The 24,021-nt window shown below is 61.5% G+C and carries 24 protein-coding genes; 11 read left to right on the plus strand and 13 right to left on the minus strand.

What is annotated here, in order from left to right:
• Positions 1-25 precede the first annotated feature (25 nt).
• Positions 26-589 carry a GbsR/MarR family transcriptional regulator gene (locus LVD12_RS07635; RefSeq protein ID WP_237067114.1) on the minus strand — a complete coding sequence of 188 codons (564 nt, stop codon included), beginning with the start codon at positions 587-589 and terminating at the stop codon, positions 26-28.
• Positions 590-715: 126 nt separating this feature from the next.
• Positions 716-1,618, minus strand: a complete 903-nt coding sequence (locus tag LVD12_RS07640; RefSeq protein WP_237067115.1) for a DUF1853 family protein — start codon at positions 1,616-1,618, stop codon at positions 716-718.
• 144 nt (positions 1,619-1,762) lie between these two features.
• Between LVD12_RS07640 and LVD12_RS07645 the strand changes: the two genes are divergently transcribed.
• The gene (locus LVD12_RS07645) at positions 1,763-2,674 is read left to right on the plus strand and encodes a bile acid:sodium symporter family protein (RefSeq protein WP_237067116.1); all 912 of its coding nucleotides are present in this window, start codon (positions 1,763-1,765) and stop codon (positions 2,672-2,674) included.
• Between the two features lie 152 nt (positions 2,675-2,826).
• On the opposite strand, the gene LVD12_RS07650 is transcribed toward LVD12_RS07645, so the two are convergent.
• Positions 2,827-4,074: an MFS transporter gene (locus LVD12_RS07650; protein WP_237067117.1), complete on the minus strand. Its 1,248-nt coding sequence runs from the start codon at positions 4,072-4,074 to the stop codon at positions 2,827-2,829.
• Between the two features lie 526 nt (positions 4,075-4,600).
• Between LVD12_RS07650 and purE the strand changes: the two genes are divergently transcribed.
• From purE to LVD12_RS07665, 3 genes are all read left to right on the plus strand, one after another.
• Positions 4,601-5,092, plus strand: a complete 492-nt coding sequence (purE, locus tag LVD12_RS07655) for a 5-(carboxyamino)imidazole ribonucleotide mutase (RefSeq protein WP_237067118.1) — start codon at positions 4,601-4,603, stop codon at positions 5,090-5,092.
• 49 nt (positions 5,093-5,141) lie between these two features.
• Positions 5,142-6,269 (plus strand): 5-(carboxyamino)imidazole ribonucleotide synthase, encoded by a 1,128-nt coding sequence (locus LVD12_RS07660; protein ID WP_237067119.1) that lies wholly within the window; start codon positions 5,142-5,144, stop codon positions 6,267-6,269.
• Between the two features lie 126 nt (positions 6,270-6,395).
• Complete coding sequence (locus tag LVD12_RS07665) at positions 6,396-7,265, plus strand: DUF6671 family protein (RefSeq protein ID WP_237067120.1); 870 nt, start codon at positions 6,396-6,398, stop codon at positions 7,263-7,265.
• Between the two features lie 36 nt (positions 7,266-7,301).
• On the opposite strand, the gene mnhG is transcribed toward LVD12_RS07665, so the two are convergent.
• From mnhG to LVD12_RS07700, 7 genes are read right to left on the minus strand one after another with little or no spacing between them, the layout of a single operon-like run.
• Entirely contained in the window at positions 7,302-7,667 is a 366-nt protein-coding gene (mnhG, locus tag LVD12_RS07670) for a monovalent cation/H(+) antiporter subunit G (protein WP_237067121.1), read from the minus strand.
• Complete coding sequence (locus LVD12_RS07675) at positions 7,654-7,992, minus strand: cation:proton antiporter (protein ID WP_237067122.1); 339 nt, start codon at positions 7,990-7,992, stop codon at positions 7,654-7,656. The genes mnhG and LVD12_RS07675 overlap by 14 nt, the downstream gene beginning before the upstream one ends.
• Positions 7,992-8,465 carry a Na+/H+ antiporter subunit E gene (locus tag LVD12_RS07680; RefSeq protein WP_237067123.1) on the minus strand — a complete coding sequence of 158 codons (474 nt, stop codon included), beginning with the start codon at positions 8,463-8,465 and terminating at the stop codon, positions 7,992-7,994. Before LVD12_RS07680 ends, LVD12_RS07675 begins: the two co-directional genes overlap by 1 nt.
• A gap of 21 nt (positions 8,466-8,486) precedes the next feature.
• Complete coding sequence (locus tag LVD12_RS07685) at positions 8,487-9,992, minus strand: Na+/H+ antiporter subunit D (protein WP_237067124.1); 1,506 nt, start codon at positions 9,990-9,992, stop codon at positions 8,487-8,489.
• Positions 9,989-10,369: a Na+/H+ antiporter subunit C gene (locus tag LVD12_RS07690; protein WP_237067125.1), complete on the minus strand. Its 381-nt coding sequence runs from the start codon at positions 10,367-10,369 to the stop codon at positions 9,989-9,991. Before LVD12_RS07690 ends, LVD12_RS07685 begins: the two co-directional genes overlap by 4 nt.
• A 1-nt stretch (position 10,370) precedes the next feature.
• Positions 10,371-10,790, minus strand: a complete 420-nt coding sequence (locus tag LVD12_RS07695; protein ID WP_237067126.1) for a Na+/H+ antiporter subunit B — start codon at positions 10,788-10,790, stop codon at positions 10,371-10,373.
• The gene (locus LVD12_RS07700; protein WP_237067127.1) at positions 10,787-13,015 is read right to left on the minus strand and encodes a putative monovalent cation/H+ antiporter subunit A; all 2,229 of its coding nucleotides are present in this window, start codon (positions 13,013-13,015) and stop codon (positions 10,787-10,789) included. Before LVD12_RS07700 ends, LVD12_RS07695 begins: the two co-directional genes overlap by 4 nt.
• Before the next feature lie 388 nt (positions 13,016-13,403).
• Here LVD12_RS07700 and LVD12_RS07705 point away from each other — a divergent pair, with 388 nt between their 5' ends.
• Genes LVD12_RS07705 through LVD12_RS07725 form a run of 5 tightly spaced genes read left to right on the plus strand, consistent with a single transcriptional unit; the run spans position 13,404 to position 18,582 of the window.
• Positions 13,404-14,084: an ABC transporter ATP-binding protein gene (locus LVD12_RS07705; RefSeq protein WP_237067128.1), complete on the plus strand. Its 681-nt coding sequence runs from the start codon at positions 13,404-13,406 to the stop codon at positions 14,082-14,084.
• On the plus strand, positions 14,072-15,034 hold the full coding sequence (locus tag LVD12_RS07710) for an HlyD family secretion protein (RefSeq protein ID WP_237067129.1): 963 nt from the start codon (positions 14,072-14,074) through the stop codon (positions 15,032-15,034). The genes LVD12_RS07705 and LVD12_RS07710 overlap by 13 nt, the downstream gene beginning before the upstream one ends.
• Complete coding sequence (locus LVD12_RS07715; protein ID WP_237067130.1) at positions 15,031-16,059, plus strand: HlyD family secretion protein; 1,029 nt, start codon at positions 15,031-15,033, stop codon at positions 16,057-16,059. Before LVD12_RS07710 ends, LVD12_RS07715 begins: the two co-directional genes overlap by 4 nt.
• A complete protein-coding gene (locus tag LVD12_RS07720) occupies positions 16,056-17,273 on the plus strand; it encodes an efflux RND transporter periplasmic adaptor subunit (RefSeq protein WP_237067131.1) in 1,218 nt (405 codons plus the stop codon). Before LVD12_RS07715 ends, LVD12_RS07720 begins: the two co-directional genes overlap by 4 nt.
• Entirely contained in the window at positions 17,266-18,582 is a 1,317-nt protein-coding gene (locus LVD12_RS07725; RefSeq protein WP_237067132.1) for an ABC transporter permease, read from the plus strand. Before LVD12_RS07720 ends, LVD12_RS07725 begins: the two co-directional genes overlap by 8 nt.
• An 11-nt stretch (positions 18,583-18,593) precedes the next feature.
• Here LVD12_RS07725 and LVD12_RS07730 read toward each other — a convergent pair whose 3' ends face one another.
• Both LVD12_RS07730 and LVD12_RS07735 read right to left on the minus strand, forming a co-directional pair.
• Entirely contained in the window at positions 18,594-19,271 is a 678-nt protein-coding gene (locus LVD12_RS07730) for a pseudouridine synthase (RefSeq protein WP_237067133.1), read from the minus strand.
• A 99-nt stretch (positions 19,272-19,370) separates the two neighbouring features.
• Entirely contained in the window at positions 19,371-20,048 is a 678-nt protein-coding gene (locus LVD12_RS07735) for an SDR family oxidoreductase (RefSeq protein ID WP_237067134.1), read from the minus strand.
• 385 nt (positions 20,049-20,433) lie between these two features.
• Between LVD12_RS07735 and LVD12_RS07740 the strand changes: the two genes are divergently transcribed.
• Both LVD12_RS07740 and LVD12_RS07745 read left to right on the plus strand, forming a co-directional pair.
• Positions 20,434-20,877, plus strand: coding sequence for an HD domain-containing protein (locus LVD12_RS07740; RefSeq protein ID WP_237067135.1), 444 nt, complete (start codon positions 20,434-20,436; stop codon positions 20,875-20,877).
• A 14-nt stretch (positions 20,878-20,891) separates the two neighbouring features.
• Entirely contained in the window at positions 20,892-21,533 is a 642-nt protein-coding gene (locus LVD12_RS07745) for a nucleotidyltransferase domain-containing protein (RefSeq protein WP_237067136.1), read from the plus strand.
• Positions 21,534-21,714: 181 nt separating this feature from the next.
• On the opposite strand, the gene rnr is transcribed toward LVD12_RS07745, so the two are convergent.
• Positions 21,715-23,988: a ribonuclease R gene (gene rnr / locus LVD12_RS07750; RefSeq protein WP_237067137.1), complete on the minus strand. Its 2,274-nt coding sequence runs from the start codon at positions 23,986-23,988 to the stop codon at positions 21,715-21,717.
• Between the last annotated feature and the right edge of the window lie 33 nt (positions 23,989-24,021).

Genomic DNA, 24,021 nt, shown 5'->3' on the forward strand with positions numbered 1-24,021 from the left:
GGACTGGTCTTGGGCGCCCCAATCCTTAGCGATCGGTCTTGCTGGCGGTACCTCCCTTCACCTTGTCGCGGAGCTCGAGCAGACGGGTGATGCCGGAGCCCAGTTTCATCAGTCTGAGCAGGTCGCCTTCGTCCAGGCGGCTGAGGGTATTGGCGAACTGGTCGAGCAATTCCAGCAGGTCATAGACCTCGCGCATCTTTTCCTGTGCCTCCGCCTCCCGCTCGTTTTCCGGTTCATTGAGGAGCAGCTGGCGCAGCAGAGACAGGGTCGGGTCCAGCTCCCGCTTGCGCCGCTCCTCGAACACCGTACGGGCCATCTCCCAGATGGAGCCGGCGGCAGTGAAGTAATCCTTGCGATCACCGGGCTTGTGGCGCAGCTCCACCAGCCGCCAGGCCTGCAGCTCTTTCAGCCCCATGCTGACGTTGCCACGGCTCACGTGCAGTGCCTCGGCCAGCTGCTCCGCGTTCAAGGGTTCATGGTGCACCGTCAGCAGCGCCAGCATCTGGCCAACGGTGCGGTTGAATCCCCAGCGGCTGCCCATCTCACCGAAATGCAGCACGAAGGCCCTGGTCTGACCGGTTAGTTCCATTTTCTTTTGAAATTTCAGAAATTTCTGAAAATTGTAAATATCCGACGTTGCCTGTCAATCAGTTTGAACCGAAAAGTGTAGGAGATGGTTACCTGCCGGCGCGGATCGGGGTGGATGACGGGTGCTTCAGTCCCGTGTTTCGAGGCTCCTGACCGCCCGCTCGTGCCAGTCCCCGGCCACGATAAAGCCCCGGCTCACCTCCCGGCCCCGGAAACGCGCCGCGACACACCACGGCCGGCTGCCGGGCCCTGTCTGCAGTATTGCGGCCAGCTGTGCGCTGTCGACGCCCCCGGTCAGACGATAACCGGCATCGTCCAGCCAGGCCTGCTTGGGCAGTGGTGCCCAGCGCCAGTCGCTATTGGGGAAGTGGCGGGTGAATTCATCAGTTGTGATCCACCAGAAGTCGCAGAGTGCCGGATTGATCTCTGCAGTCAGCGGTGGGGGTGCCTGTACTGGTCGAAACAGGCGGCCGGGCACGACGGCCCACTGCCGGGATACCTCGATCGACCGCCGGCCGAGGATGGCGCGGGCGAGCGGTGTTTCCGCGATGGGCAGCTGGTGGTCGCGCATCCGCGCGAGTTTGGTATCCAGCCGGTCCCGCAATCCCGGGCCGACCCAGTGTGTGTGGTCCACCTGCAGATAAAACTTCACCGCCAGTTCCCAGTGTTCGCTGCACTGGTCGGGAAGATAGTGCACCAGAAAGTCCAGCTCGCCGAGGGTGCGCCCGTTCTCGCGCAGGGGCAGATTGCGGGCCAGCAACTGGTAGTGGGGATGGTGCTGGAAGGCAAAGGCCCACAGGTGTTCGAAGTAAATGCCCAGCCGCGGCGTACCCTGTCCGGCGAGGAATTCCTCCAGTGCCGGCTGCAGGCGTGCCCGCTCTGCCGGCGCAGCGAAAAAGTCCCGCAGTTCGGCCTGCCGCTCCGGCGGCAATAGCGGCAGACCACAGTCGCGCACGATATGTGGTGCGCCCAGTGACCAGAGCAGGTTTGCCCAGTGGTCCGGTTCGACAATGGGGGAGTAATCAGTCATGGAATTACGGTGTCGCAGCCCGTGCCAGTAGCCCGCTCACGACCGCAGCAAAAAGGCGGCGCGGCATTCGGGGCTGTGCTAGGGTTTGCCAGAGCGTTGCCAGACGCAAACAAAAGAATAACGAGATAATGAGAGGAGCCTCCCGTGGAATCAGGTCCATTGATCTCGATCGGTCTGCCGATCTCCCTGTTCATCATCATGATCGGTATCGGCATGACGCTGACGGTCAGGGACTTTCATCAGGTTACAGTGAAACCCGCCGGACTTGTTCTGGGCACTATCGCTCAGATTCTGGTCATGCCAGGGGTTGCTTTCGCGCTCTGCTGGTTGCTCGGCCTGCCGCCGGCAATCGCCGTTGGTCTCGTCATCATCGCCGCCTGCCCTGGTGGCGCCACTTCCAACCTTTTCACACTGTTGGCACGCGGCAATGTGGCCCTGTCCATCGTGCTGACGGTGTCTGCCAGCCTCATTACGGTAATGACCCTGCCGGTGTTCACCAATTTTGCCCTGCAGCTTTTTATGGGCGCCGAGCGGGAGATCGCTTTGCCGTTTGGCCGCACGGTTGTGGTGCTTTCAGCCATTGTGCTGCTACCACTGGTAATCGGCATGATCATTCGCGCCCGGCTGCCACACTTCGCCAGTCGTGCCGAAAGTGCCGTCAGTATCTTTGGCGGCTTGGTGCTGGCGGCGCTGGTAGTAGCCCTGATTTACGACATCCGCGATCGTTTCCTGGAGTTGATGGCCCTGGCCGGCCCATCTGCCATCCTGCTTAATTTGCTCGGTGTCGCGCTGGGCTTGCTTACAAGCCGTGCGTGTGGACTATCACGGCCGCAAGCTCTCGCGGTTGCTACGGAGCTGGGCATCAAAAACGGGACCGTGGGAATGACAGTTACCCTGACATTGCTGCATTCCAGCGAGATGTCAGTATCCTCGGCCATCTACGGCGTGCTGATGTTCCCGGTCGGTTTCCTGCTTGCCGCCTACGGCCGTCGTGTAATTCCCTCGCCAGCAAAGCCAGCCGCCGTTGCCGGTGGCGGAGTGAGCGAGGCCGGGTAATTCCGTTGACCGGGCCCCTCTCCCCGGGGGCCCATAGACCCCATTCCTTCAATCGGTATCGCACACTGCACCTGCGCGGCCATTGCGTCCCTATGGTCGAGCCTTTGCAGGGGAAACAGTAGCGGCAGTTACTCAGGCCCGGCCGGTAGTCATCACTTGAAGGCCGAAGCGGGAATTCGCGAAAGCAGAATTCCGCCGGCCGCAAACAGGATGATAAGCGACAGCATGGAGAAGCGTACATCGCCGAACCAGGTGCCGAAGAGTCCGAACAGCGGCGGGCCGATCAGCGCGGCAAACTTGCCCATCAGATTGTAAAAACCGAAGAACTGACCGCTCTCCGCGGCGGGAATCAACCGTGCATAACAGGAGCGGCTCAATGCCTGCACGCCGCCCTGCACCAGCCCGATCAGGACGGCAATGGCAAAAAACTCCCAGGGCGCTTGAATAAAGAAACCCCAGACACACACGACCGTGTAGACGACAAGCCCGATATAGATACCCCGCTGCGGGCCAATGCGGTTGCCGAGGTGACCGAAGACAATGGCGGCGGGAAAGCCGATAAACTGCACCAGCAGTAAAGCCAGGATCAGGTGCGAGCGCTCGAACTCCAGCGCGCGGCCATAGGCAACCGCCATTCGAATGACCGTTCCGACCCCGTCGATATACAGCCAGTAGGCGATCAGGAACATCAACAAATATCGATGGCGGGGCAGGGTGCGCAGGGTTGCCAGTACCTGGCCGCCGCTCTGCCGCCACAGGCTGCCGGGCACAGTGGAGCCGACGGGGGCGGGCTCTGGAACCAGCAACAACAGTGGCAGCGAAAAGGCTGCCCACCACAGGGCAGTGATGGCAAAAGCGGCCAGGGCCGCCTCGGTGCCGTTGGCAAAGCCGAACATCTCCGGTTTCAGTGCGGCCACCACACAGCCCAGATACAGCAATCCACCCCCGAGATAGCCGAGGCCGAAGCCGAGACCGGAGACCGCGTGCCAGCGTTCCGTCGGGGCTACATGGACCAGCAGCGCGTCGTAAAGAAGATTGGCGCCGAGAAAACCGACCGTGCCGCAGACAAACAGCAGGGCCGCAGCGAACCAGCTGCCCTGTGGTACGCCCGCCAGTAGACCAGTGGCCAGCATGCCGCCGAGGGCAAACAGCAACAGCAGCCGTTTGCGTGCGCCTGAGCGATCGGCGATGGCACCGAGGAATGGCGCTGACAGGGCGATGACCAGTGAAGCGGCGGCATTGGCCCAGCCCAGGCGCAGGTTGGCGGCCTCGGCCGTTGAGTCAGCGCTCCAGTAGTCCTGGAACAGCAGCGGGAAAAAGCCGGCCAGCACAACCGTGGCAAAGGCAGAATTGGCCCAGTCGTAAAATGCCCAGCCCCATATTCGCTTGTCATATTTCATTGGGGATCGCTACCCGATTGGTTACCCACTCGCCTGGCTAGCCCCGGTCCCGGGATCATCTCATCCTTCCCTTGTTGCAGCAGGGCCGAGTTTGTTGCAGCAGGGCCGAGTTTCCCCTCGAAGTACATCAGAGGTCAGGGGACAACAGTAGCAGCGTGGGCGCCGGGTGTCGGACAATCGCGCGTGCGGAGGGCGGGCCGGGCAGGAGTGAAAGTCGACCACAGGCGCCGTGGTGGTCGCGCTTTGCCGGCCTTACCCTGAGTAGGGTGGCCAGTGGGGACGGAAAGCGGCCTCCGAAAGGGGGTGGATTGCCCGGAAAGCCCCGTACCGCGTGCTTTCTCGCTGAGTTTTGGTATCCTTCACCGCCTTTAATTCGGGGTGGCCGCCAGAGCCGCTTTGGTGAAGGCGCCAGAGCGGACCGCAAAGGCCCGTATCGCCGTGATTCCGGCGGTGGCTTTCCCCTCTTATTAAGCTGGTGGCGATGACCGCTTCGCTGGCGCCCGCGCAACACTGGAGTTAACCCTAAGTGAAACAGATTCCCTTCGAAAAAGTCACTATCGTGATGGGATCGCAATCTGACTGGCCGACCATGCAGAAGGCGACCCAGCCGCTCAGCGAGCTGGAAGTGCCGTTTGCCACCGCAGTAGTCTCTGCCCACCGCACTCCGCAGCGGCTGGTGGAGTTTGCCACCAAGGCCCACGAGAACGGCACCAAGGTGATCATCGCCGGTGCCGGTGGTTCCGCCCACCTGCCGGGCATGATTGCCGCCATGACTCCCCTGCCGGTCATCGGTGTGCCGGTGGAGAGCAAGTTCATGACCGGTATGGACAGCCTGCTGTCCATCGTACAGATGCCCAAGGGCGTGGCAGTTGCCACCCAGGCCGTGGGTGCCTCCGGCGCCTTCAACGCCGGCCTGATGGCGGCACAGATGCTGTCGCTGTCCGACGAGGAGCTTCAGCAGCGCCTGATCGCCTGGCGCGAGCGCCAGAGTGCACAGGTTCCGTTCGAGGTCGAGTGACATCGGCCAAAGTGCGGAGAAGTCGGGTAACAGTTGAGGTAATGCAGAGATGACAGACAGGCGCGTTGGAATCGTTGGTTGCGGCCAGCTGGCACAGATGATGGCCCAGGAGGGACGCACGCTGGGGGTCGAATTCAGCTTCCTCGCCGAGGGCGACGAGAATACCGGCTGTGTCGAGGGCCTGGGCACCATCGTGCACGCCCGCGATGGCGCCGATGCCGAGGCGCTCTACCGTGCCATGGGCAGCCCGGAAGTGATCACTGCCGAGCGCGAGCAGGTCTCCGTGGAACTGCTGCGGGCGCTGGAACAGTTCTGTCCGGTCTACCCACGCCCGGACGCCTTCGAGAAGACACAGCACCGCCTGCGCGAGAAAACCGCCATCACCGCGGCCGGCCTGCCGGTTTCCCCGTTCCTGCCGGCCAACGACTACGACGAGATCTGTGTCGCGGTGAAAAAGCTGGGTTACCCCGCTTTCATCAAGAGCTGCGAAAACGGCTATGACGGCAAGAACCAGTGGCGGGTGGACAGCGACGAGTCGCTGGCGGCGATCCGCGACGAAGTCGTCGCGCAGGAGGACGAACAGGAGTACGTGGTCGAGCAGGGCGTGAACTTCTCCCGCGAGGTGTCCCTGATCGGTGCCCGTACCGCCGATGGCAAAGTGGTGACCTACCCGCTGGCAGAGAACGACCACTACCGCGGCACGCTGCTGGTCTCCACCGCACCGGCACCCCACGTGGACGAACAGCTGCAGCGCACCGCAGAGGAATACCTGTCGACGCTACTGAACGCGTGGGACTACGTCGGCGTGCTGGCGATGGAGTGTTTCGTCAGCGAGGACGGCCTGCTGATCAACGAACTGGCGCCACGGGTGCACAACAGCGGTCACTGGACCCTGGCCGGTGCGGAAACCAGCCAGTTCGAAAACCATATCCGTGCGATCCTCGGCATGCCGCTGGGCGATACCACTGCCGAGCGCGCTGCAGTCATGATCAATATGCTGGGCGTGGACCGGGAGCCGAGCCTGCCCAACGAGGGCGTGTGGCTGTACGGCAAGAGCCTGCGCCCCGGGCGCAAGATGGGCCACGTGATCCTGCTGGACGACAGCCAGGAGGCCCTGGCCAAACGTATCGATGCCATGCTGGCGGAGCTCTACGGCGAAACCCGGCGCCCTGCCTGATAGCGGCCGCAGCGTCTCTGTGATTGTTAATCCCACGTGAGGCGCTGCGATTGAATCCCCTGGCCGCGAGGGCTGCTTTCTCCGCGGGCGCTATGCTGAGCTGATCCGGTCAGGCGGGCAGAACCAATGTCACACCACAAACCCAAGCGGCTGTCCGCGGACTTCGCGGTGCTGCTCACGCAACACGGCAAAGAGTCCGTGATCGGCCCCGTCCTCGCCGGGGATGGCCTCCTCACCCTGCGTCACACCGACGCCTTCGATACCGATACCCTCGGCACCTTTTCCGGTGAAATTGAGCGCACGCTCAGCCCCGTCGACTGCGCCCGGCACAAGGCGCGCCTGGCCTGTGAGCTGACCGGCGCCAGCATCGGCCTCGGCAGCGAAGGCAGTTTTGGTGGGGGTCCCCTGCCGGGGCTGGTGGGCTGGGACCAGGAGCTGCTGGTGCTGGTGGATCTGGAGAGTGGCCTGGAAATCGTGGCCAGCGCCGAGGGCCCGTTTGAAACCCGGGAGTGGGAGGCGACAGACGCCGACAGCCTGCGCGCCGGTTTGCAGGCCCGGGATCCCCGCCAGGGCTGGCTGCTACAAACCGACGGGTACCTGGACAAGGGCCTGCTGGGAGCGGAGGCTCTGCTGCAGTCCGCTTCGCGGTTGTTCGAGCAGAAAACCGGCTGCGCGCCCGGCGAGGGCGATCCTTTCCCGTGGCCACTGCGCATCCAGCCGGATCTGCGCGCCATGGTGTGCCCGGAGCGGCAGGTTGCCATCCGCAAGGCGGCCGAGAACCTGCGTGAGCGCCTGCTGAGCCGGTGCCCCGGCTGTGCGGCGCCGGACTTCTGGCCGGATCAACTGGACTTCGGCCTGCCCTGCGGTGGCTGCGGCTTCGCCACCGGCTGCCTCAGGCAGAGGCGGGCGGTCTGCGCGCACTGCGGGGCGGAGGAGTGCTATCCGGTCGAGGAGCAGTTTGCCGATCCCGGGCGCTGCCAGATCTGCAATCCCTGAGGAATTTCCCGCCGGCGCCCTTTGTCTGGTGCACGCTCACCCGTTGCGCTCGGTATCCGCGCTTTTTCCGTTTACACCGTTGTTCAGGTCACGGTCGATCTCGGTGCCTTCCCACATGGGGTTTTTCACCCGGTAGGCGGCGCGGGCGATCATATGTGCTCCCACCGGTACGGTCAGCAGCAGGAACAGGATGGCGGCCACGGCGCGGGCGGTGACCTGTGCATCGCGAAACAGCAGCGCCACCGCCGCCAGCAGCAGCCCGCAACACAGCGTGGCCGCCTTGCCCGAGGTGCTCATGCGGGTGTAGGTATCCGGCATGCGGATCAGCCCCAGCGCGGCGGTGAAGCCGAAGAAGCTGCCACCCAGCAGCAGCACGGCAATCACGATTTCACTGATTGGCATCGGACTGTCCCTCCCTGCGGGCGGTCCCCGGCGCGTGGCTGCGTTCGATAAAGCGGGCAAACGCCACGGTGACAAGAAAAGCCACCAGCGCCAGGGCAATGGCGGCGTCCAGGTAGACGGCGCGACCGGACGCGACGGCCAGCAGGGCACAGTAGGCCACGGCGAGAATATTCAGCACGTCCAGCGCCACTACCCGGTCCGCCAGCGTCGGTCCGCGGGCGATACGCAGGAAACACAGCGCCAGTGCCAGTAACAAGAGCCAGGAGGCGCCCTCGATGGCGAAGGCCATCAATGGCGTCGTGCTGTCATTGAGGTTGATCAGCATCAGGACATAGCCTCCATCACCTGCCGTTCAAAGCCCTCGCGGATCTCCCGGCGGAAGACGTCGGGGTCGTCCACGAACATGGTGTGTACGTAGAGGGCGTCCCGGTCCGGCGACACCTCCAAAACCAGCGTGCCCGGGGTCAGGGAAATCAGGTTGGCCAGCACCAGGATCTGGTTGTCATCACGTATCTCCAGTGGCACCCGCACGATACGCGGCCGGCTGTGCAGGGTTGGCGACAGCACCTCATAGACCGCCTGCAGGCTCGACAGCACCAATTCCTTGAGAAAAAACAGCAGCAGCCGCAGCACCCGCGGTACCCGCCGAAAATATTCCCGATCCCCCAGCAGCGGGTGGGAGACAGCTAGCGCCAGATAGCCGATCACGAAGCCGGCGAGAAAATTCAGCAGCGTGGCAATGCCCGTCAGGGCCGACCAGCTGATGGCCAGCAGGATATTGAGCAGAAACAGGCGCACCGTCGGCCTCCTTGTCTCGGGTCAGTCTGCCGGCGGTGCCAGCACCGCGCGGAGATAGTCCCCCGGATCCAGCAGCTGGCCCGCCGCCGCCAGGGAAAACTCGATGAATGGTTCCGGCGCCAGGCCGAGAACCAGTGTAATCAGGGCCAGGGCAATGACCGGCAGCAGTCGCTGCAGGCGATCCCCCGCCGTCAGGGTCGCCAGGCTGGCACAGTCGTCGCGGGGGTGATCTTTCCAGAACGCCTCCGCCCAGATCTTGCTCATGGAGAACAGGGTCAGCGCCCCGGTGACCAGTGCCACCGCCGCCACCCAGTAGGCCGCCTGGTCCAGGCTCGCCTTGACCAGCAGGAACTTGGCCCAGAAGCCGGACAGCGGCGGGAAGCCGGCCAGGCTGAACGCGGCGATGAAGAACAGCGCCGCCAGCAGCGGGCTGACCCGGTAGAGGCCGCCGATCTGCGCCAGTTCAAAGCTGCCGGTGAGCCGCTGTGCCGTGCCGCTGATGAGGAACAGGTTCGTCTTGGCGACGATGTTGTGCACCATGTAGAACACCGCCCCGGTCAGCGCCAGCGGGCTGTAGAGGGCGAGCCCCAGTACCAGGAAACCGATCTGGCTGACGATATGGAAGGCCAGGATCTTGCGGAACTCATAATGGGCCGCCGCGCCCAGCACACCGGTGAGCATGGTCAGCAGGGCCGTGGCCAGCAGGATTTCGTGGGCGAGGTTGTCGCCGGCCGGGAATATCAGCGTGAATGTGCGGATCAGGGCGTAGACGCCCACCTTGGTGAGCAGCCCGGCAAAGACCGCCGTCACCGCCACCGGCGGCGCGTGGTAGGACGCCGGCAGCCAGAAAAACAGCGGAAAAATTGCTGCCTTGATGCCGAAAGCACAGATGAACAGCACTGCCAGCAGGTTTTCTGCCAGCGGGTTGTCGACTTCCGTCACGGCCAGGTGCAGCTGTGCCAGGTTGAGCGTGCCGGTCAGGCCGTAGAGCAGGGCGATGGCGGTCAGCATCAGCAGGGTGGAGACTAGGTTCATGGCCACATACTTGATGCCGCCATCCAGCTGGATGCGCTCGCCGCCCAGGACCAGCAGGGCGAACGAGGCAATCAGCATCACCTCGAACCAGACGTAGAGGTTGAACAGGTCACCGGTGACAAAGCTGCCACACACGCCGGCCAGCAGCAGCTGGTAATAACTGTAAAAGCCCAGCTGTTCGTGGTGGGTATCGATATCGGACAGGGCGAACAGTGCCACCGTCAGGCCGACCACCGCTGCCACCACCAGCATCACCGCACTCAGCCGGTCTGCCACCAGGGTGATTCCAAACGGCGCCGGCCAGCCTCCCATCTGTGCGGCCACCACGCCGTTTGCCTGCACCAGCGCGAGAATGGCCAGGCTTACCAGCAGCAGGAGCCCGCAGCTGCCCAGCGACAGTCCCCGGGCCAGCCGCGGCCTGCCCCGGCCGAGAAAAGTCAGCAGGGCCGCCAGGATGGGCAACAGGAACGGCAGTGCCAGCAGCCAGCTCAAGGGTGTCTGTTCTCCTGTTCAGGCTTTTTCCTCGGCTCGGCGACGCGCATGTCGTCGGCGTCGAGGGTGCCCAGTCGGCGATAGGCCCGCACGATCAATGCCAGGGTGAAGGCCAGCAGGCCGAAGCCGATCACGATGGCAGTCAGAATCAGCGCCTGTGGCAGCGGGTTGGCGACTGCAACTGCCGGTGCCTCCAGCCCCGCTGGCACCAGTGGCGGGGAGGCACGTGTGAGCCGCCCCGCCGTGAAGATGGCCAGGTTGGCGGCGTTGCTCAGCAGGATCAGACCGAACAGGTAGCGCAACAGATTGCGTGCCAGCATCAGGTAGACCCCGGTGGCGGTGAGAATTCCCACCAGCAGTGCAAGCGCGGTTTCCATGTCAGGCGTCCTCCTCCAGGGCAAATACCAGGGCCAGTACGGCGCCCACCACCGACAGGTAAACGCCGATATCGAATATCAGGATGGTGCTCACCGGCAGGCCCTTGTCGCCCTCCGCACCGCCGAGAAAAAGCCACTGCCCGGTGAATGGCGCCTCGCCCAGCAGTGCGGCCACTGCCCCGGCGAGGCCGGCCAGTAGAACCCCCAGGGCGGCGAGCCGGCCGGGCTCGATGCGCAGGGCACGGCGCGCGGCTGCGGTACCCCAGGCCATGGCGAAGAGGGTGAAACCGGCAGCCGCGATCAGGCCGCCAATGAATCCGCCGCCGGGATAGTTATGGCCCCGCAACAGCATGTAGACAGAGAACAAGAGAATCAGGGCCACCAGCGCCCGGGTGGCAGTCTGCAGAATGACCGAGTTCAATGTTTCTTCCTCTGCAACCGGTGGCCGATCAGGGTCGCCGCGGCAATGGCGGCGGTGAATACCACCAGAATCTCGCCAAACGTATCCAGTGCACGGAAGTCCACCAGAATCACATTGACGATATTGCGGCCGTACGCCTCGGGAACCGCGGCGGTCTCGAAGAAAGTGCTCGTGGTGGCGTCAAATGGTGTCTGCATGACGGCGAGAATCGACAGGGTGACGCCGGCACCCACGGTGATGGCGAGCAAGGCATCCAGCGGACGGAAACGCGGCGTATGCACGCCGGAAAATACCGGCAGCCGATGCAGGGTGGTGGCGATCAGGACCAGGAACAGGGTTTCCACCAGCAGCTGGGTGATGGCCACATCCGGGGCACCGAAAAACAGGTAGATCAGCGCGAGACCCACACCCAGCGCGCCGAGGGCACAGATGGCCGCCAGGGGGGCGCGGGCTGCACCGGCCATCATGGCGCCGGCCAAGGTAAGTGCCAGCGCCGCCCACTCCTTGACCGTGAGCTGGGGCCATTCAAGGTCGACCGCGATATCGCCATTGCGCAGCAGCACGTAGCCGAGGGCCGCCGCAACGGTGGCAAAGATGATCGAGAGGTAGCGCCGCATCACCCCGTGCTGCAGGAGGCGTGTCTGCCAGGCCGCCAGGTGTTTGATGCCGTCGATGAAGTGATCCCACAGGCGATCGCCACTCAGGGGCAGCCACTGGAGCAACTCCTGTAGCGCCGCTCGAATGGGCCGCTGCAGCAGGTAGACCACGACTCCAAGTGTGAAGGTAACGACGCTCAGCAGCAGGGGAAGGTTGAGCCCGTGCCAGAGCTTCATCTTCACGACTTCGGGCCGGCCCAGGATCGCCGTTACCGCCGGTTGTATCAGGCTTTCCGCAACGAGCGGGGTGGCAATACCGCATACCAGCCCCAGTGCCGCCAGTACCAGTGGCCCGAGCCACAGGGCCAGGGGAGCTTCACTGATATTGGTACCGGCTGGCTGCCGAGGGCCAAAGAACGGTTTGAACACCAGGATTGCGGCCACCGCGACCATCAACGCATTGGCAAACACGGCCGCCCCCGCCACCAGCAATGGTTCCGAGGCAATCGCCAGTGCACCCTCGTATTTGAGTTCCTTGCCGATAAAGCCGAGAAATGGCGGAAACCCGGCCATGGACAGCGCCGCGGCGGCTGCAGCCACAAAGGTAACAGGCATTGCCCGCCGCAACCCGCCGAGACTGCCCAGTTCGCGGGTGCCGGTTTGGTGGTCGATGATGCCTACCACCATGAACAGCGACGCTTTGTAAAACGAGTGCACCAGGATGAAGGTCACTGCCGCGGCGATGGGCACCGAATCATCGTCGCCGAGGAACATGGTCAGCGTGCCGAGGGCGACCAGGGTGGTGTAGGCCAGGGTCAGTTTCAGGTCGGTCTGGCGCAGGGCCAGTACGGCGGCCACCACCAGCGTGGCGGCCCCCACCAGCGTCAGTGTCCATTGCCAGGCCGGCGTGTAGGCGAGCACCGGGTGCAGGCGGGCCAGCAGGTAGATACCCGCTTTCACCATGGTGGCGGAGTGCAGGTAGGCGCTGACCGGAGTCGGGGCTGCCATGGCATTGGGCAGCCAGAAATGAAATGGTAATTGTGCCGACTTGGTAAAAGCGCCCAGCAGCACCAGCACGAGGATTGGCAGGTACAGCGCACTGGCGCGCAATTCGTCGCCGAGTTCGAGGATCTCCAGCAAATCAAAACTGCCCGCTGTAATGCCGAGCAGGATCAGCCCTGCTAGCAGACAGAGCCCGCCGATTGCCGTGATCAGCAGTGCCTGCAACGCCGAGCGGCGCGCCTTGGCATTGCTGTGATCGAAGCCGATCAGCAGGTAGCTGGCGATGGTGGTCAGCTCCCAGAAAACGAACAGGGTAATCAGGTCTGCCGCCAGCACCAGCCCGAGCATGCCGACCATGAACAGCAACAGGTAAAAGTAGAAACGACGCAGGTGGGGGTGGCCGGACAGGTAGGCTCCTGCATAAATCGCCACGAACGCGCCGACGCCACTGATCAGCAGGGCAAACAGCATGTTCAGGCCATCGAGGAAGAAGCGCGCGGAGATGCCGAGACTGGGTACCCAGTGCCAGCCGAAGGCCAGCACCTCACCGGCCATCACTCGCGGCAGCTGCCAGAGGAGCAGGGCGGCGATAACGGCAGGCACCACGGGCACAATCAGGGCCAGCATGGACCTGTGTGCCGCATCGGCTTGCCTGTTGTCGTGAGCTACCATGATTTCTGCCCCATTGCCCGGAAATGCCGAGTTGCTGATTCCGGCCCCGGGGCGCGGTGCCGTGCATCCGGATTCTATACGTCGATTACACAGCAACCGGACCAACCCGGCGCCGACAGGAATGTTTGTAGGCCGGCGTAGAGGTTTGCCACGGTGGCGTGACCGTCCGCCCCCTCAGTGGAAAATAGTCCAAATGCCCGGCACAGGCAGCCGCTGCTCCATGTCTGTCCCTGAGGTTGATGGAACAGCGCAACTTGCCAGACCGGACAGGGATGATTAACCTGCCGATAACCACTTTTTGGAAAGGGAGTCCGGTGGGCGGGGAAGTGCACCGGGACAGGACGTGATCACCATAAAAAAACTGTGCAGGGAATATGGCCATGGCGATGCCAGGGTCGTGGCGCTCGCTGACGTTTCCCTGCAAATCTCAAAGAACGAATTTGTCGCCATCATGGGCTCGTCCGGTTCCGGCAAGTCGACCCTGATGAACATTCTCGGCTGCCTGGACCAGCAGACCGCCGGGCAGTACTGGCTCGATGGTCGCGAGGTGGGCAGCTTCGATGACGATACCCTGTCCGCCATCCGCAACCGCCACATCGGCTTTATCTTCCAGACCTTCCACCTGTTGCCGCGCCTGACCGCACAGCAGAATGTCATGCTGCCGCTGCGCTATTCGGCTGTGGACGAAAGCAGCGCCCGCGAACGGGCCGCGGCAATGCTGGAAAGAGTCGGCCTCGGCCACCGCCTCACCCACCGCCCCTATGAAATGTCCGGTGGCCAGCGTCAGCGAGTCGCCATTGCCCGGGCCCTGATCAACCGGCCCAAGGTCATCTTTGCCGATGAACCCACCGGCAATCTCGACAGCAAGACATCGGAGGAAATCCTGGCATTGCTCAAGCAGCTGCACGGCGAGGGCCAGACCATCGTGATGGTCACCCACGAGCCGGAAATCGCCGCCCATGCCCAGCGGATTATCCGCATGAGCGATGGCAGGGTGGTGGAGGACTCGGTATGTCACGCCTGATTCCGCTGGTTCTTTTACTGTTGGCCGTGTGCGCTTTGGCAGATGAAGCCAGCAGCCCACTGTTACTGAGTGGCGAGTTGCGGGCCAGGGAGAGCCAGGTCTTCTATGCCCCGATGACCGACGACTGGCAAGTAGAGGTGCAGTGGCTGATGCCGGAAGGGCAGGTGGCACAGCCCGGTGAGATCGTGGTGGTATTTGATGGCGCTTCCATCCAGGGGGATATCGACTCGGAAACCGTGGCCCTGAATACGGCCCGGGAGAAACTGCAGCAGGAGAAGAACCAGCATGCGCAGACCGTGCTGGAGAAGGAATTTGCACTGAAGCGCGAGCAGCTGCTGCTGAAAAAGGCCGGTATCGATGCCGCCGTCCCACGTCAGTTCCTCAGTGATTTTGAGTACGAGTCGTTCCAGGTCGCCGAGAGCGAAGCGCGGGCCAACGTCGAGAAGGCGCGCAAGGAACTGGCCCAGGCGAAACTCGCCCGCGATGTCGCCATCCGCAAGCAACAGATCAATATCGACCGCTCCCTGAACAAGCTTGAGCTGAAGCGGGACAGCCTTGCCGCGATGACCCTGCGTGCCGAGCGGGCGGGGCCGGTACTGTATGGCAAGCACCCGTGGACCGGCGAGCGGGTATTCGTGGGCATGACCGCGCAGCCCTCATGGGAGATCGCCGAAATCCCCTCCATGAGTGATCTCTATGTCGAGGCGTGGCTGCATGAGATCGATATCGACCGCGTCCGCGCAGGGCAGTCGGCGATGCTGACTTTCGACTCCCGGCTGCACAGCACCTTCCCGGCAACACTCACCGACGTCTCGTCTCAACCACAAAAGCGCAAGGAATGGGGTAATGGTCTCTATTACCGCCTGGTGTTTTCTCTGGCGGAAGCGCCGGAATTCAAGATCCTGCCCGGTATGGGAGCGCGCATCGAGTTTCCGGAGGCGGATTCATGAAACCGATCAAGGCCCTTGTTGGAGCGCTGTTATGCCAGCTACTGGCGGCCTGTTCTGACGCGCCAGAGCATCGCAAAGCCCCGGCAGGGGATACTGCCCTGCCGCCGATTACCGGTGAACTGGAGTCTGCCCGTTCGGTGATGGTGGCACCGCCAGCCATTTCCCGCATGTGGCGGTACAGCATCCAGCAACTGGTGGCCGAAAATACCCATGTCGAAGAGGGCGATGTGGTCGTCGCCTTCGAGGACAAGCCGGTGCGGGAGCGTCTGATCGAAAAGAAAGCCGAGCTGGAGCAGGCCCGCAGCGAATTGGCCAACACCATGCTCAAGGAAGAGCAGGTCGCTGCCGATGATCGTCTCGCCGTGGAGGAGAAACGAGCCGAATACGAAAAAGCCCGGCGCCGGGCGGAAATCCTCGATCACTCCATGTCGAGAAACGAGCGCCAGAAAGCAGCGATCGATTTTGAAATTGCCAGCAACGATCTGCAGCTGGCACGGGAACTGGAGGAGCTGCACCAGCGCACCCGCAAACTCAATATCTCCCTTGCCGAACGCAAAGTGGAACAGCTGGAAGCGGAAACCGCAGCTCTGCAGGTGGAAGTGGACAAGTTGCAGGTGCGGGCCCCCATTGCCGGGCTCGTACAGTACCTGCCCAACTGGCAGGGGGAAAAGCCCTCGGAAGGAGAGACGGTGCGCTTTGGCCAGCCGGTGCTGCAGATTTCCGACCTTTCACAGATGCAGGTGCGTGCCCAGGCCGATGAGGTGGACAAGCCGCACCTTTTTGTCGGGGCGGAAGTCGATGTCACCATCGACAGCGCCGAGGCCCGAACCATGCGCGGGACCATCATCGAGCTCGGCAGTGTGGTGCGTGATCGTGCCCGGGGTGACCGACGGCGGGTGATCGACCTGTTGATCGGTCTGGAGGCCGGGGTAGAGGCGGGGCTCAAACCGGGCGTGACGGCCTCCATCGACGTGATGGCAGTGAGGGCAGAACCGGTGGCAGTGAGCGCGGGAGGTGGCCAGTGAACAACTCTTGGCTACCCGGCTTTCTGGTCACCCTGCTGTTGGCCGGCTGTGCCGATGAGGTGTCGGAGCCGCTGCTGCACCAGGTCAGTTACAGCGAACGGCGGGCGCTGGTACCAGCGGAGGGAGAACTGGAAGCTAGGGAGGCGACGGCGATTCAGGCGCCGGCGACAGGCCCCACAAAGGTGATTGCATGGATGGCTCCGGAATATTCGGAGGTCAAAAAAGGCGATGTCATCGTACGTTTCGATGCCCAGTTGATGCGCGAGCAACGGCAGTGGGCTGCCGGTGACCTGGCGCTGACGGAGGAGGATCTGCGGCAGAAGAAAGGCGCACTGAGCACCGAACAGATTGGTATCCTGCTGGATATGGACCAGGTGGGTACGGAAAAAGCCTTCGCCGAGCGCTTTAACGTTGACGACGATCGCATCAAGTCCCGGCTGGAAATCCTTGACGACCAATTGGACACCCAGTTCCTGGAGTCCAAATTGGAATTCCTCGACTGGAAAAATGACCGTTTCGCAAGCAGTGCCGGAAGCGAGACGGAAGTGCTGTCGGTACAGCGGGAAAAACACAGTGCCAAGATCGAGCGTCTTGAAGAGGGGCTTTCCGAGTTGGAGATCATTGCCCCCCACGATGGCCTGATCACCTATGACGCGGACTGGCGCGGGGAAAAAGCCCAGGTGGGAAAACGCATCTGGCCAGGCCGTAAGGTGGGAGACCTGCCCGACGTGAGCGTGATGCAGGCGCGGCTGCATGTTCTGGATCGTGAGGCGGTGGGCCTGGCGGAGGGGCAGCCTGTGACACTGTGGTTCGAGACCGAGCCGGACTATCGGTTTGACGGTAAAGTGACTTCCATCAGTGCGGCGCCCGCCTCGATCGAGCGGGGCAATCCGCAGAAGTATTATGAAGTGGTCGCGTCGCTGGACTCACAGCACCCGGAGCGCTTCAAGCTCGGTCGTGGTGTCCGCGCGGCGATCCGGGTTGCCGCCGCAGAGCGACGCATAGAAGTACCAGCACAGAGTGTGTTCCAGGATAGCGCTGGCGCCTTTGTCCATGTCTACCGGAATGGCGCGTTTCACCGCCGAGCGGTAACCATCGGCGCTGCGACTCCTACCCATATAGAAATCACCGGCGGACTGGAGCCGGGTGAACGGGTTGCCGTGTACGAGGTTTCCTCCAGCCAAAGACAGAGTGCCGAGGTGAGCAATGAGTGATTTGGTTGCGGCGACGGCAGAGAACGCACCACTTGATGAACAGGCCCTGGTGGATTCCGCAGCGGGTCGGGCCCCGGCCCTGCTGCACAGTTTCCGCGAGGCATTGGCCGAGCTGTCACAACACAAGCTCCGCACACTGCTCACCCTGCTCGGTATGATTTTCGGCGTCGGTGCGGTGATCGCTATGCTGAATATCGGCAAGGGGGCCGAGCAGGAAGCCCTGCGCATGATCGAGACCATGGGACTCAACAACCTGATCGTGCAGAGTCCACGGTTGGAGCGGGATGAGCTATTCGAGCAGCGCAAGCAATCGGCCGGTCTGAGCCTGCGGGATGGCGAGGCCACGCTGGCGACGCTGGACTTCGTCGATGCGTTTGCCGCGCAGAAATCGCTGGAGACCTACGGCGTGTTCAGCCGCTATGGCAAGAGTGAGGCAGCGGCTACCGGTGTCAGTCCGGCCTACTTCCGTATGTCGCCCTTCCAGCTTGCAGCCGGCCGCCTGATTCTCGATGAGGACGAGTTGCTTCTGGCCCAGGTGGCGGTTCTGGGGGAGTCCGTGGCGAGCCAGCTGTTCCCGGCGCAGCCGGCGATCGGTGGGAGGATCAAGATCAACCACCTGTGGTTCACGGTCGTAGGTGTGCTCGACTCACCCTTTGTGGAAGGAGCGGAATTCGAAGGCGTGCGCCTTGGCGCAGAGCAGGACCAGATTTTCATTCCCTTTGCTACCGCCATGCAACGCTTCCCGCACGAGCTGCTCGCAGCGGAGGTGAGTGAGCTCAAGTTCCAGCTGGTCGACGGCACTGATGCCAACGAAGCCGCCCGCGCGATCACCCACCTGCTCAACCGACGTCATAACAACGTGAAGGATTTCACCATGGTGGTGCCGGCGGCACTGATGGCGCAGAAGATGGAGACGCAGACCATCTTCAATATCGTTATGTCCTGTGTCGCTGGTATCTCGCTGCTGGTCGGCGGCATCGGCATCATGAACATCATGCTGGCCACGGTACTGGAACGCACCCGCGAGATCGGCCTGTTGCGCGCCATCGGCGCCACCCAGCGGGATATCCGCACCCAGTATCTGGTCGAGAGCTTCACTATCGCTATCCTGGGCGGCTTTCTGGGGATCCTGTTCGGCGTAATGCTGTCCGAGGCCATCGCCCTCTACGCAGGCTGGGCGGTGTCCTGGTCGCTACAGGCCATCCTGCTGTCATTCTCCGTTTGCGCTCTGATCGGGCTGGTATTCGGTGTCTACCCCGCTATCAAGGCATCGAAATTGAATCCGATCGATGCGTTGCAGAGTGACTGAGGCTGGGCTGGCTATTCTGTGCGGTCTACCGCGAACAGGTTTTTATCGGGGGCGCTGGCAAACTGCAGTGCTTCTCCGGTCCCCGGATGAGGCAAGCGCAGTTCCGCTGCATGCAACAGCAGCCGCGGTGCCGCCCTCAGGGCCTGCGGATGGGCATAGAAAGGGTCACCCAGGATCGGGTGACCGATGGCCTGCAGGTGGACCCGCAGCTGGTGTGAGCGGCCAGTGACCGGCATCAACCGAATCAGGCTGTATCCATCAGCCACAGAAATACGCTCCCAGTGGGTAAGCGACGGTTTGCCCACCTCGAAATCGACTTTCTGGCGTGGTCGGTTGGGCCAGTCGCAAATCAGCGGCAGGTCGATCTCACCTGCTGGTTCCATCAGTTCACCCCACACTTTTGCGTAATAGACCTTCTCAACCTGGCGCTCCTGGAACAGCCGGCTGAGTTGCCGGTGGGCGATGGGATTGCGGGCCATGATCACCAGCCCGGAGGTATCCATATCCAGCCGATGGACGGTCATGGCCCCGGGGTACTGTTCCTGGGCGCGGATGGCCAGACTGTCATGATGCTCCGGTGCCCGGCCCGGTACCGAGAGCAAGCCGCTGGGCTTGTCGAGTACCAGCAGGGATTCGTCGCTGTGGATCACGGTCAGGTAGGGCTCGAGAGGAGGGCAATACTGGCGCACGTGGAGGAAACCGCAGGTTGATGTCGCGCTCGGGCGAGCATTGTGCCAATGGCGGCCAAGTGCCCGCTCCCAGTCCGGTGACCCTGGCCGTTGGGAGGATCAGTAAGTGGGTGTCAGGAATATTTCCCGGACGTTGCTTCGAGGTGCCGCATTGGCCGCGAATAATACCGCATCGGCGACGTCAACGGGATCCAGCTTGTCCGGTTTGGGTTCGTCGAAAAACTCTGTGTTGACCATCCCCGGAGAGATGACGGTGCAGCGGCCATCCCACTCCGACATTTCCTCGGCGAGGTTGGTGGCGAAGCCACGCACGAACCATTTGGATGCACCGTAAATGGACCCCTTCAGCGCGACTCGCCCCGCCTGGGAGCCGGTCATGATGAAGTGCCCTTTGGAGCTACGCAGGTGGGGCAGTGTCAGTTTGGCGGTATACAGCAGTCCCATCACATTGACGTCGAGCATCTGCCGCCATTCATCCGGATCCCCGTTTTCCGTACCAGGTTGATCGAGGCCGGTCCCGGCATTGGCGAATACCACATCCAGCCCGCCGAAATGCTCCAGCGCAGCCTCGACCACCGTTTGCTGCTGGGCAAAATCGGTGACATCAGCAGGGACTGCAATGGCAGAATCGCCGCCGATCTCTCCTGCGAGGCGATCAAGGGCTTCCTGGCGCCGGGCAGTCAGTACCAGCCGGAAGCCATACTCCGCTGCCCGGAGCGCGGTGGCACGGCCGATACCACTGGAAGCGCCGGTGATCAGCATTACCCGCGAAGACATATGAAAATTTCCTTTAACCCTGGTTCTGGGAGGCTTCACATAGCCCGGTCCAGAACTGACACCGCCGTAATGCTGTAAGCATAGACACCGGGTAAAGTCAGCCGGGCTAGAGAGCCGCGGTGACATCATCAGGAAACATTCACTTTCGTACGGAGAGGGCTCCTTTCAGTGCAATGATCAGGCCTGTATGCCCTTTTTAATCCGTTTGATTGGCTGAAGTCATGTCTATTTGCCCTGCGCGTATTTCATGCTCCGGGTGCCAAAGGTGCGGACGAGGGACAGCTTGTAAGCGGGGGTGATGGGGGCTAGACTTTTCAGCGTTGGATCGCTCTGGCGGTTCAAAGTAACGTTCGGGAACAGACAGCCAGCGTTGACTGGTTTCACCTTGTACGACTATCTTCTTTCCCTGCTCCACGACCTGGATGGTGTACAGCAGAACCCAAAGTATCATCCCGAGGGGGATGCCCTTTTCCACTCCCTGCAGGCGTTTGAAATCGCCAGAATCCACTCTCCCGACCCCATTCTCTGGGTATCCGCTTTAGTTCACGACGTCGGTAAGGCTGTTGAAAGTCGTGGCCATGAGTATATTGGCGCCGAGATGTTGAAGGGGGTGTTGAGTGATGATGTTGTCTGGCTAGTGCAACACCACCTGGACTTGATGACCGCGCCTCGCCGCACCCGCCACAGGTTCGCACACGATCCGCGTCTGCCGTTGCTTCGGCAGCTCAGGCGGTTTGACGTACTGGGGCGGGATCCCAATGCGCTGACGATGTCAGCCGAGCAGGCCCTGCACCTTCTGAAGCCTTACCACTCTCTGATCGCGGCCTGAAGCCGCCCAATTCTATGAAAAAGGAGGAACGTTTTCGCCACCTGATTACTCAGGAGGCAGCCCGATTGATGGTAAACGAGGGGGTTAAACAGTACTTTGATGCCAAGCGCATCGCTGCGCGCCGCATTATTGGCAAGCAGTATAAGTACAATCCCAAGTACCTCCCTTCGAACGGGGAGATTTCAGAAGCAGTGCATGCCCTGGGCCAACTGCAGGACCCACGCACTCATCAAGAACAGTTGTTTCGAATGCGGATGTGCGCCCTTGAGGTGATGCAGCAGCTGGAGCCGTTCTCTCCACGTCTCATTGGCTCAGTGAGTACTGGCCGGATACGGGAGGGAAGCGATATCGATCTGCATGTGTTTACCGATAACATCGAAGTCCTGGAGCATCACCTGCAGACTCTCGGCTGGTCTTACCAGCGGGATACGGTGTGTATCCGAGTTGGGAGCAAGCTGCTGGAGTACGAGCATATCCACCTGGACTTTGAGTTTCCAGTAGAACTGTCTGTATACCCGGAGCGGGAAATCCGCGTCACAGGCCGGTCCAGTACCGATGGCAAACCCATCCAGCGATTGACCAGTGCTAGGGTTCGTCGACTGGTGATGGATGAGCACTGGCAGGCATATCTGCGAGCAGGTGGGTTGGACGAATAAGTGTGGGCTTGGCTGTGTTGTCCTGCCTGGGTTCCCCCTGAAATCGTGCCACTCCCGGAGTCTGTGCTGCACGGCGCTCAGGGCGAGTAGCACCAGCGTGAACAGCAGTTGCGCCGCTCAACATCAACATTGAAGGCTGCCCGTACCAAGTGTTTTGTCGTTAGATTGGGGAATGCACAACCTAATCGGCCAGGGTCAGCTCAATTTTTCTACGTTCCATATCAACGCGCGAGATACGTACTTTGATGCTGTCGCCGATGGCAAAACTGCTGTTGTCACGCTCTCCGATGAGACGTTGCGTGGAGGCATCAAAGTGGTAATAGTCCTTTTTCAGCGCAGATATATGCACGAGGCCTTCAACCTGAAGGTCATTGAGTTCGATGAACAGGCCGAATCCCGTGACACTGCTTACCAGTCCGTGGAAGGTCTCACCGACAAAGTCCTGCATATACTCGCACTTAAGCCAGGCCTCCACATCCCAGCTTGCCTTGTCGGCGCGGCGTGAGGCATTTGAGCAGTGATCCGCGAGGGCCTGCATTTCCACCTTTTCGTATGGGTAGACTTTGTTCAGGGGGAGTGCAGCAGAATCTGAAAAGCGACGCACTGGTGCCTTGCCGGTACCCAGTATGAACTTAAGTGCCCGGTGGATCGGGTTATGGGATTGTTTCTGGCGAATCACGGACCGAATAGCCCGATGTACCAACAAATCCGGATACCGTCGAATCGGCGACGTAAAGTGTGCGTACGCGGAGTAGGCCAGACCAAAATGGCCCTGATTATTTGCGCTGTATTCTGCCTGGCTGAGTGAGCGCAGCATCATGGTGCGGATGGTCTGGGCATCGGTGCGGCCTTTGATGCTATTCAGTAGTCGATCATAATCCGCAGGCGAAGGCTTATCTCCGCCGGACAGTTTGAGGCCTTTCTCGCCGAGGAACGCACGAAGGGAAGTCAGTTTTTTATCCCGTGGGCCCTCATGTACCCGGTAAAGTGCCGGCATTTTCTGTTTTTGTAGAAAGTCTGCAGTCGCCACGTTGGCGCTCAGCATGAATTCCTCGATCATTTTGTGTGCATCGTTTCGAATGACCGGGATTATTCGGTCAATCTTCCGATCCTCGGTAAACTCGAATTGCACTTCCGGCTTTTCAAAATCCATAGCCCCGCGTTTGGTCCGGGCCTTTTTTAATACCGAATACAACTGGTGCAGCGCGTGGATGTGCGGGGCAACTTCATTGAGTTGGCTGGCAGTCTGGCGTCCAAGCGTTGAATCTGGTGACGTTATGAAGGCGTTTACCTGGTTATAAGTAAGCCTGGCGTGAGAATGGATAACACCTTCTGAAAAGCTGTATTCCGTCATGTGGCCAGCCTTGTTGATGGTCATTTCGCATGCCATCACCAACCGGTCAACGCGAGGATTCAGCGAGCAAAGGCCATTAGAGAGTGACTCCGGCAGCATAGGAACGACGCGCCCGGGAAAGTAAACGGACGTGGCACGGTTTTGGGCTTCCCTGTCGAGTGCAGTTTGCGGCGCGACGTAATGGGAGACGTCCGCGATTGCCACGAACAGACGCCACTGGCCTGATGCTGTTTTCTCGCAGTAGACGGCATCATCGAAGTCCCTGGCATCTTCACCGTCGATGGTGACAAATGGCAGGCCTCTCAAGTCAGCACGATGCTGTTTGTCTGCTTCCGGCACCTCACTGCCCAGAAGGTTTGCTGACCGGGTTGCAGCCTCAGGCCAGCTATGGGGAATACCGTGGCTTCGAATGGCGACATCGATCTCCATACCGGGGCCCATGGCATCCCCCAGCAGCTCGGTCACGCGCCCGAATGCATTGTACTGACGGTCGGGGTATTCGATCACTTCAACAACAATATACTGCCCGGGTTTCGCGCCCATCAGGTGGTCGGGATCCAAGTCGATCTCGTGGGGGATGCGACTGTTTTCGGGCAGGAGAAAGTAATCACCATCTTCAGACTGCAGGCGGCCGACGAGATGGGTCGTGTTGCGCTGCAGAACATTGACGATTAACCCGGTCTTCCGGCCCCGGCGGTCGACGCCGCTGACGCGGGCCTGAACCTGGTCACCGTCAAAGACAGTCAGCATTTCATTGTCGGAAAGAAAGAGGTCTTCGTTTGATTCATCACTGGTGAGAAAGCCAAACCCCTCAGGGTGGCCGATCACACGGCCACAGACGAGGTCTTCGGGCTTGACCAGGCAGTATCCCCGGCGGCGATCAAACTGGATCTGGCCATCGCGCTCCATGGCACGCAAGCGGCGACGCAGGGCTTCTTTCTGTTCATCGCTGGAGAGTTTCAGGACCTTGGCCAGTCGCTCCCGGTTCAGGTTTCTTTCGCCCTTATCGAGCAGGCTCATGATGAATTCCCGTGCGGGAATGGGGTTGCTGTATTTTTTTGCGTCTTGGGGGTCAAATGCAGCAATTGGGGTTTTGCTCATAAATTTCTCTTGGAGAAACCGCCAATAAGATTG

This window comes from Microbulbifer guangxiensis (assembly GCF_021729075.1).
Classification (GTDB): domain Bacteria; phylum Pseudomonadota; class Gammaproteobacteria; order Pseudomonadales; family Cellvibrionaceae; genus Microbulbifer; species Microbulbifer guangxiensis.

Bases quoted from the DNA above. Each gene is read 5' to 3' on its own strand.
- LVD12_RS07635 (WP_237067114.1), bottom strand. From the start codon at position 589: ATGGAACTAACCGGTCAGACCAGGGCCTTCGTGCTGCATTTCGGTGAG.
- LVD12_RS07640 (WP_237067115.1), bottom strand. From the start codon at position 1,618: ATGACTGATTACTCCCCCATTGTCGAACCGGACCACTGGGCAAACCTG.
- LVD12_RS07650 (WP_237067117.1), bottom strand. From the start codon at position 4,074: ATGAAATATGACAAGCGAATATGGGGCTGGGCATTTTACGACTGGGCC.
- LVD12_RS07660 (WP_237067119.1), top strand. From the start codon at position 5,142: ATGACAGACAGGCGCGTTGGAATCGTTGGTTGCGGCCAGCTGGCACAG.
- LVD12_RS07665 (WP_237067120.1), top strand. From the start codon at position 6,396: ATGTCACACCACAAACCCAAGCGGCTGTCCGCGGACTTCGCGGTGCTG.
- mnhG (WP_237067121.1), bottom strand. From the start codon at position 7,667: ATGCCAATCAGTGAAATCGTGATTGCCGTGCTGCTGCTGGGTGGCAGC.
- LVD12_RS07675 (WP_237067122.1), bottom strand. From the start codon at position 7,992: ATGCTGATCAACCTCAATGACAGCACGACGCCATTGATGGCCTTCGCC.
- LVD12_RS07690 (WP_237067125.1), bottom strand. From the start codon at position 10,369: ATGGAAACCGCGCTTGCACTGCTGGTGGGAATTCTCACCGCCACCGGG.
- LVD12_RS07700 (WP_237067127.1), bottom strand. From the start codon at position 13,015: ATGCTGGCCCTGATTGTGCCCGTGGTGCCTGCCGTTATCGCCGCCCTG.
- LVD12_RS07710 (WP_237067129.1), top strand. From the start codon at position 14,072: ATGTCACGCCTGATTCCGCTGGTTCTTTTACTGTTGGCCGTGTGCGCT.
- LVD12_RS07715 (WP_237067130.1), top strand. From the start codon at position 15,031: ATGAAACCGATCAAGGCCCTTGTTGGAGCGCTGTTATGCCAGCTACTG.
- LVD12_RS07725 (WP_237067132.1), top strand. From the start codon at position 17,266: ATGAGTGATTTGGTTGCGGCGACGGCAGAGAACGCACCACTTGATGAA.
- LVD12_RS07735 (WP_237067134.1), bottom strand. From the start codon at position 20,048: ATGTCTTCGCGGGTAATGCTGATCACCGGCGCTTCCAGTGGTATCGGC.
- LVD12_RS07745 (WP_237067136.1), top strand. From the start codon at position 20,892: ATGAAAAAGGAGGAACGTTTTCGCCACCTGATTACTCAGGAGGCAGCC.
- rnr (WP_237067137.1), bottom strand. From the start codon at position 23,988: ATGAGCAAAACCCCAATTGCTGCATTTGACCCCCAAGACGCAAAAAAA.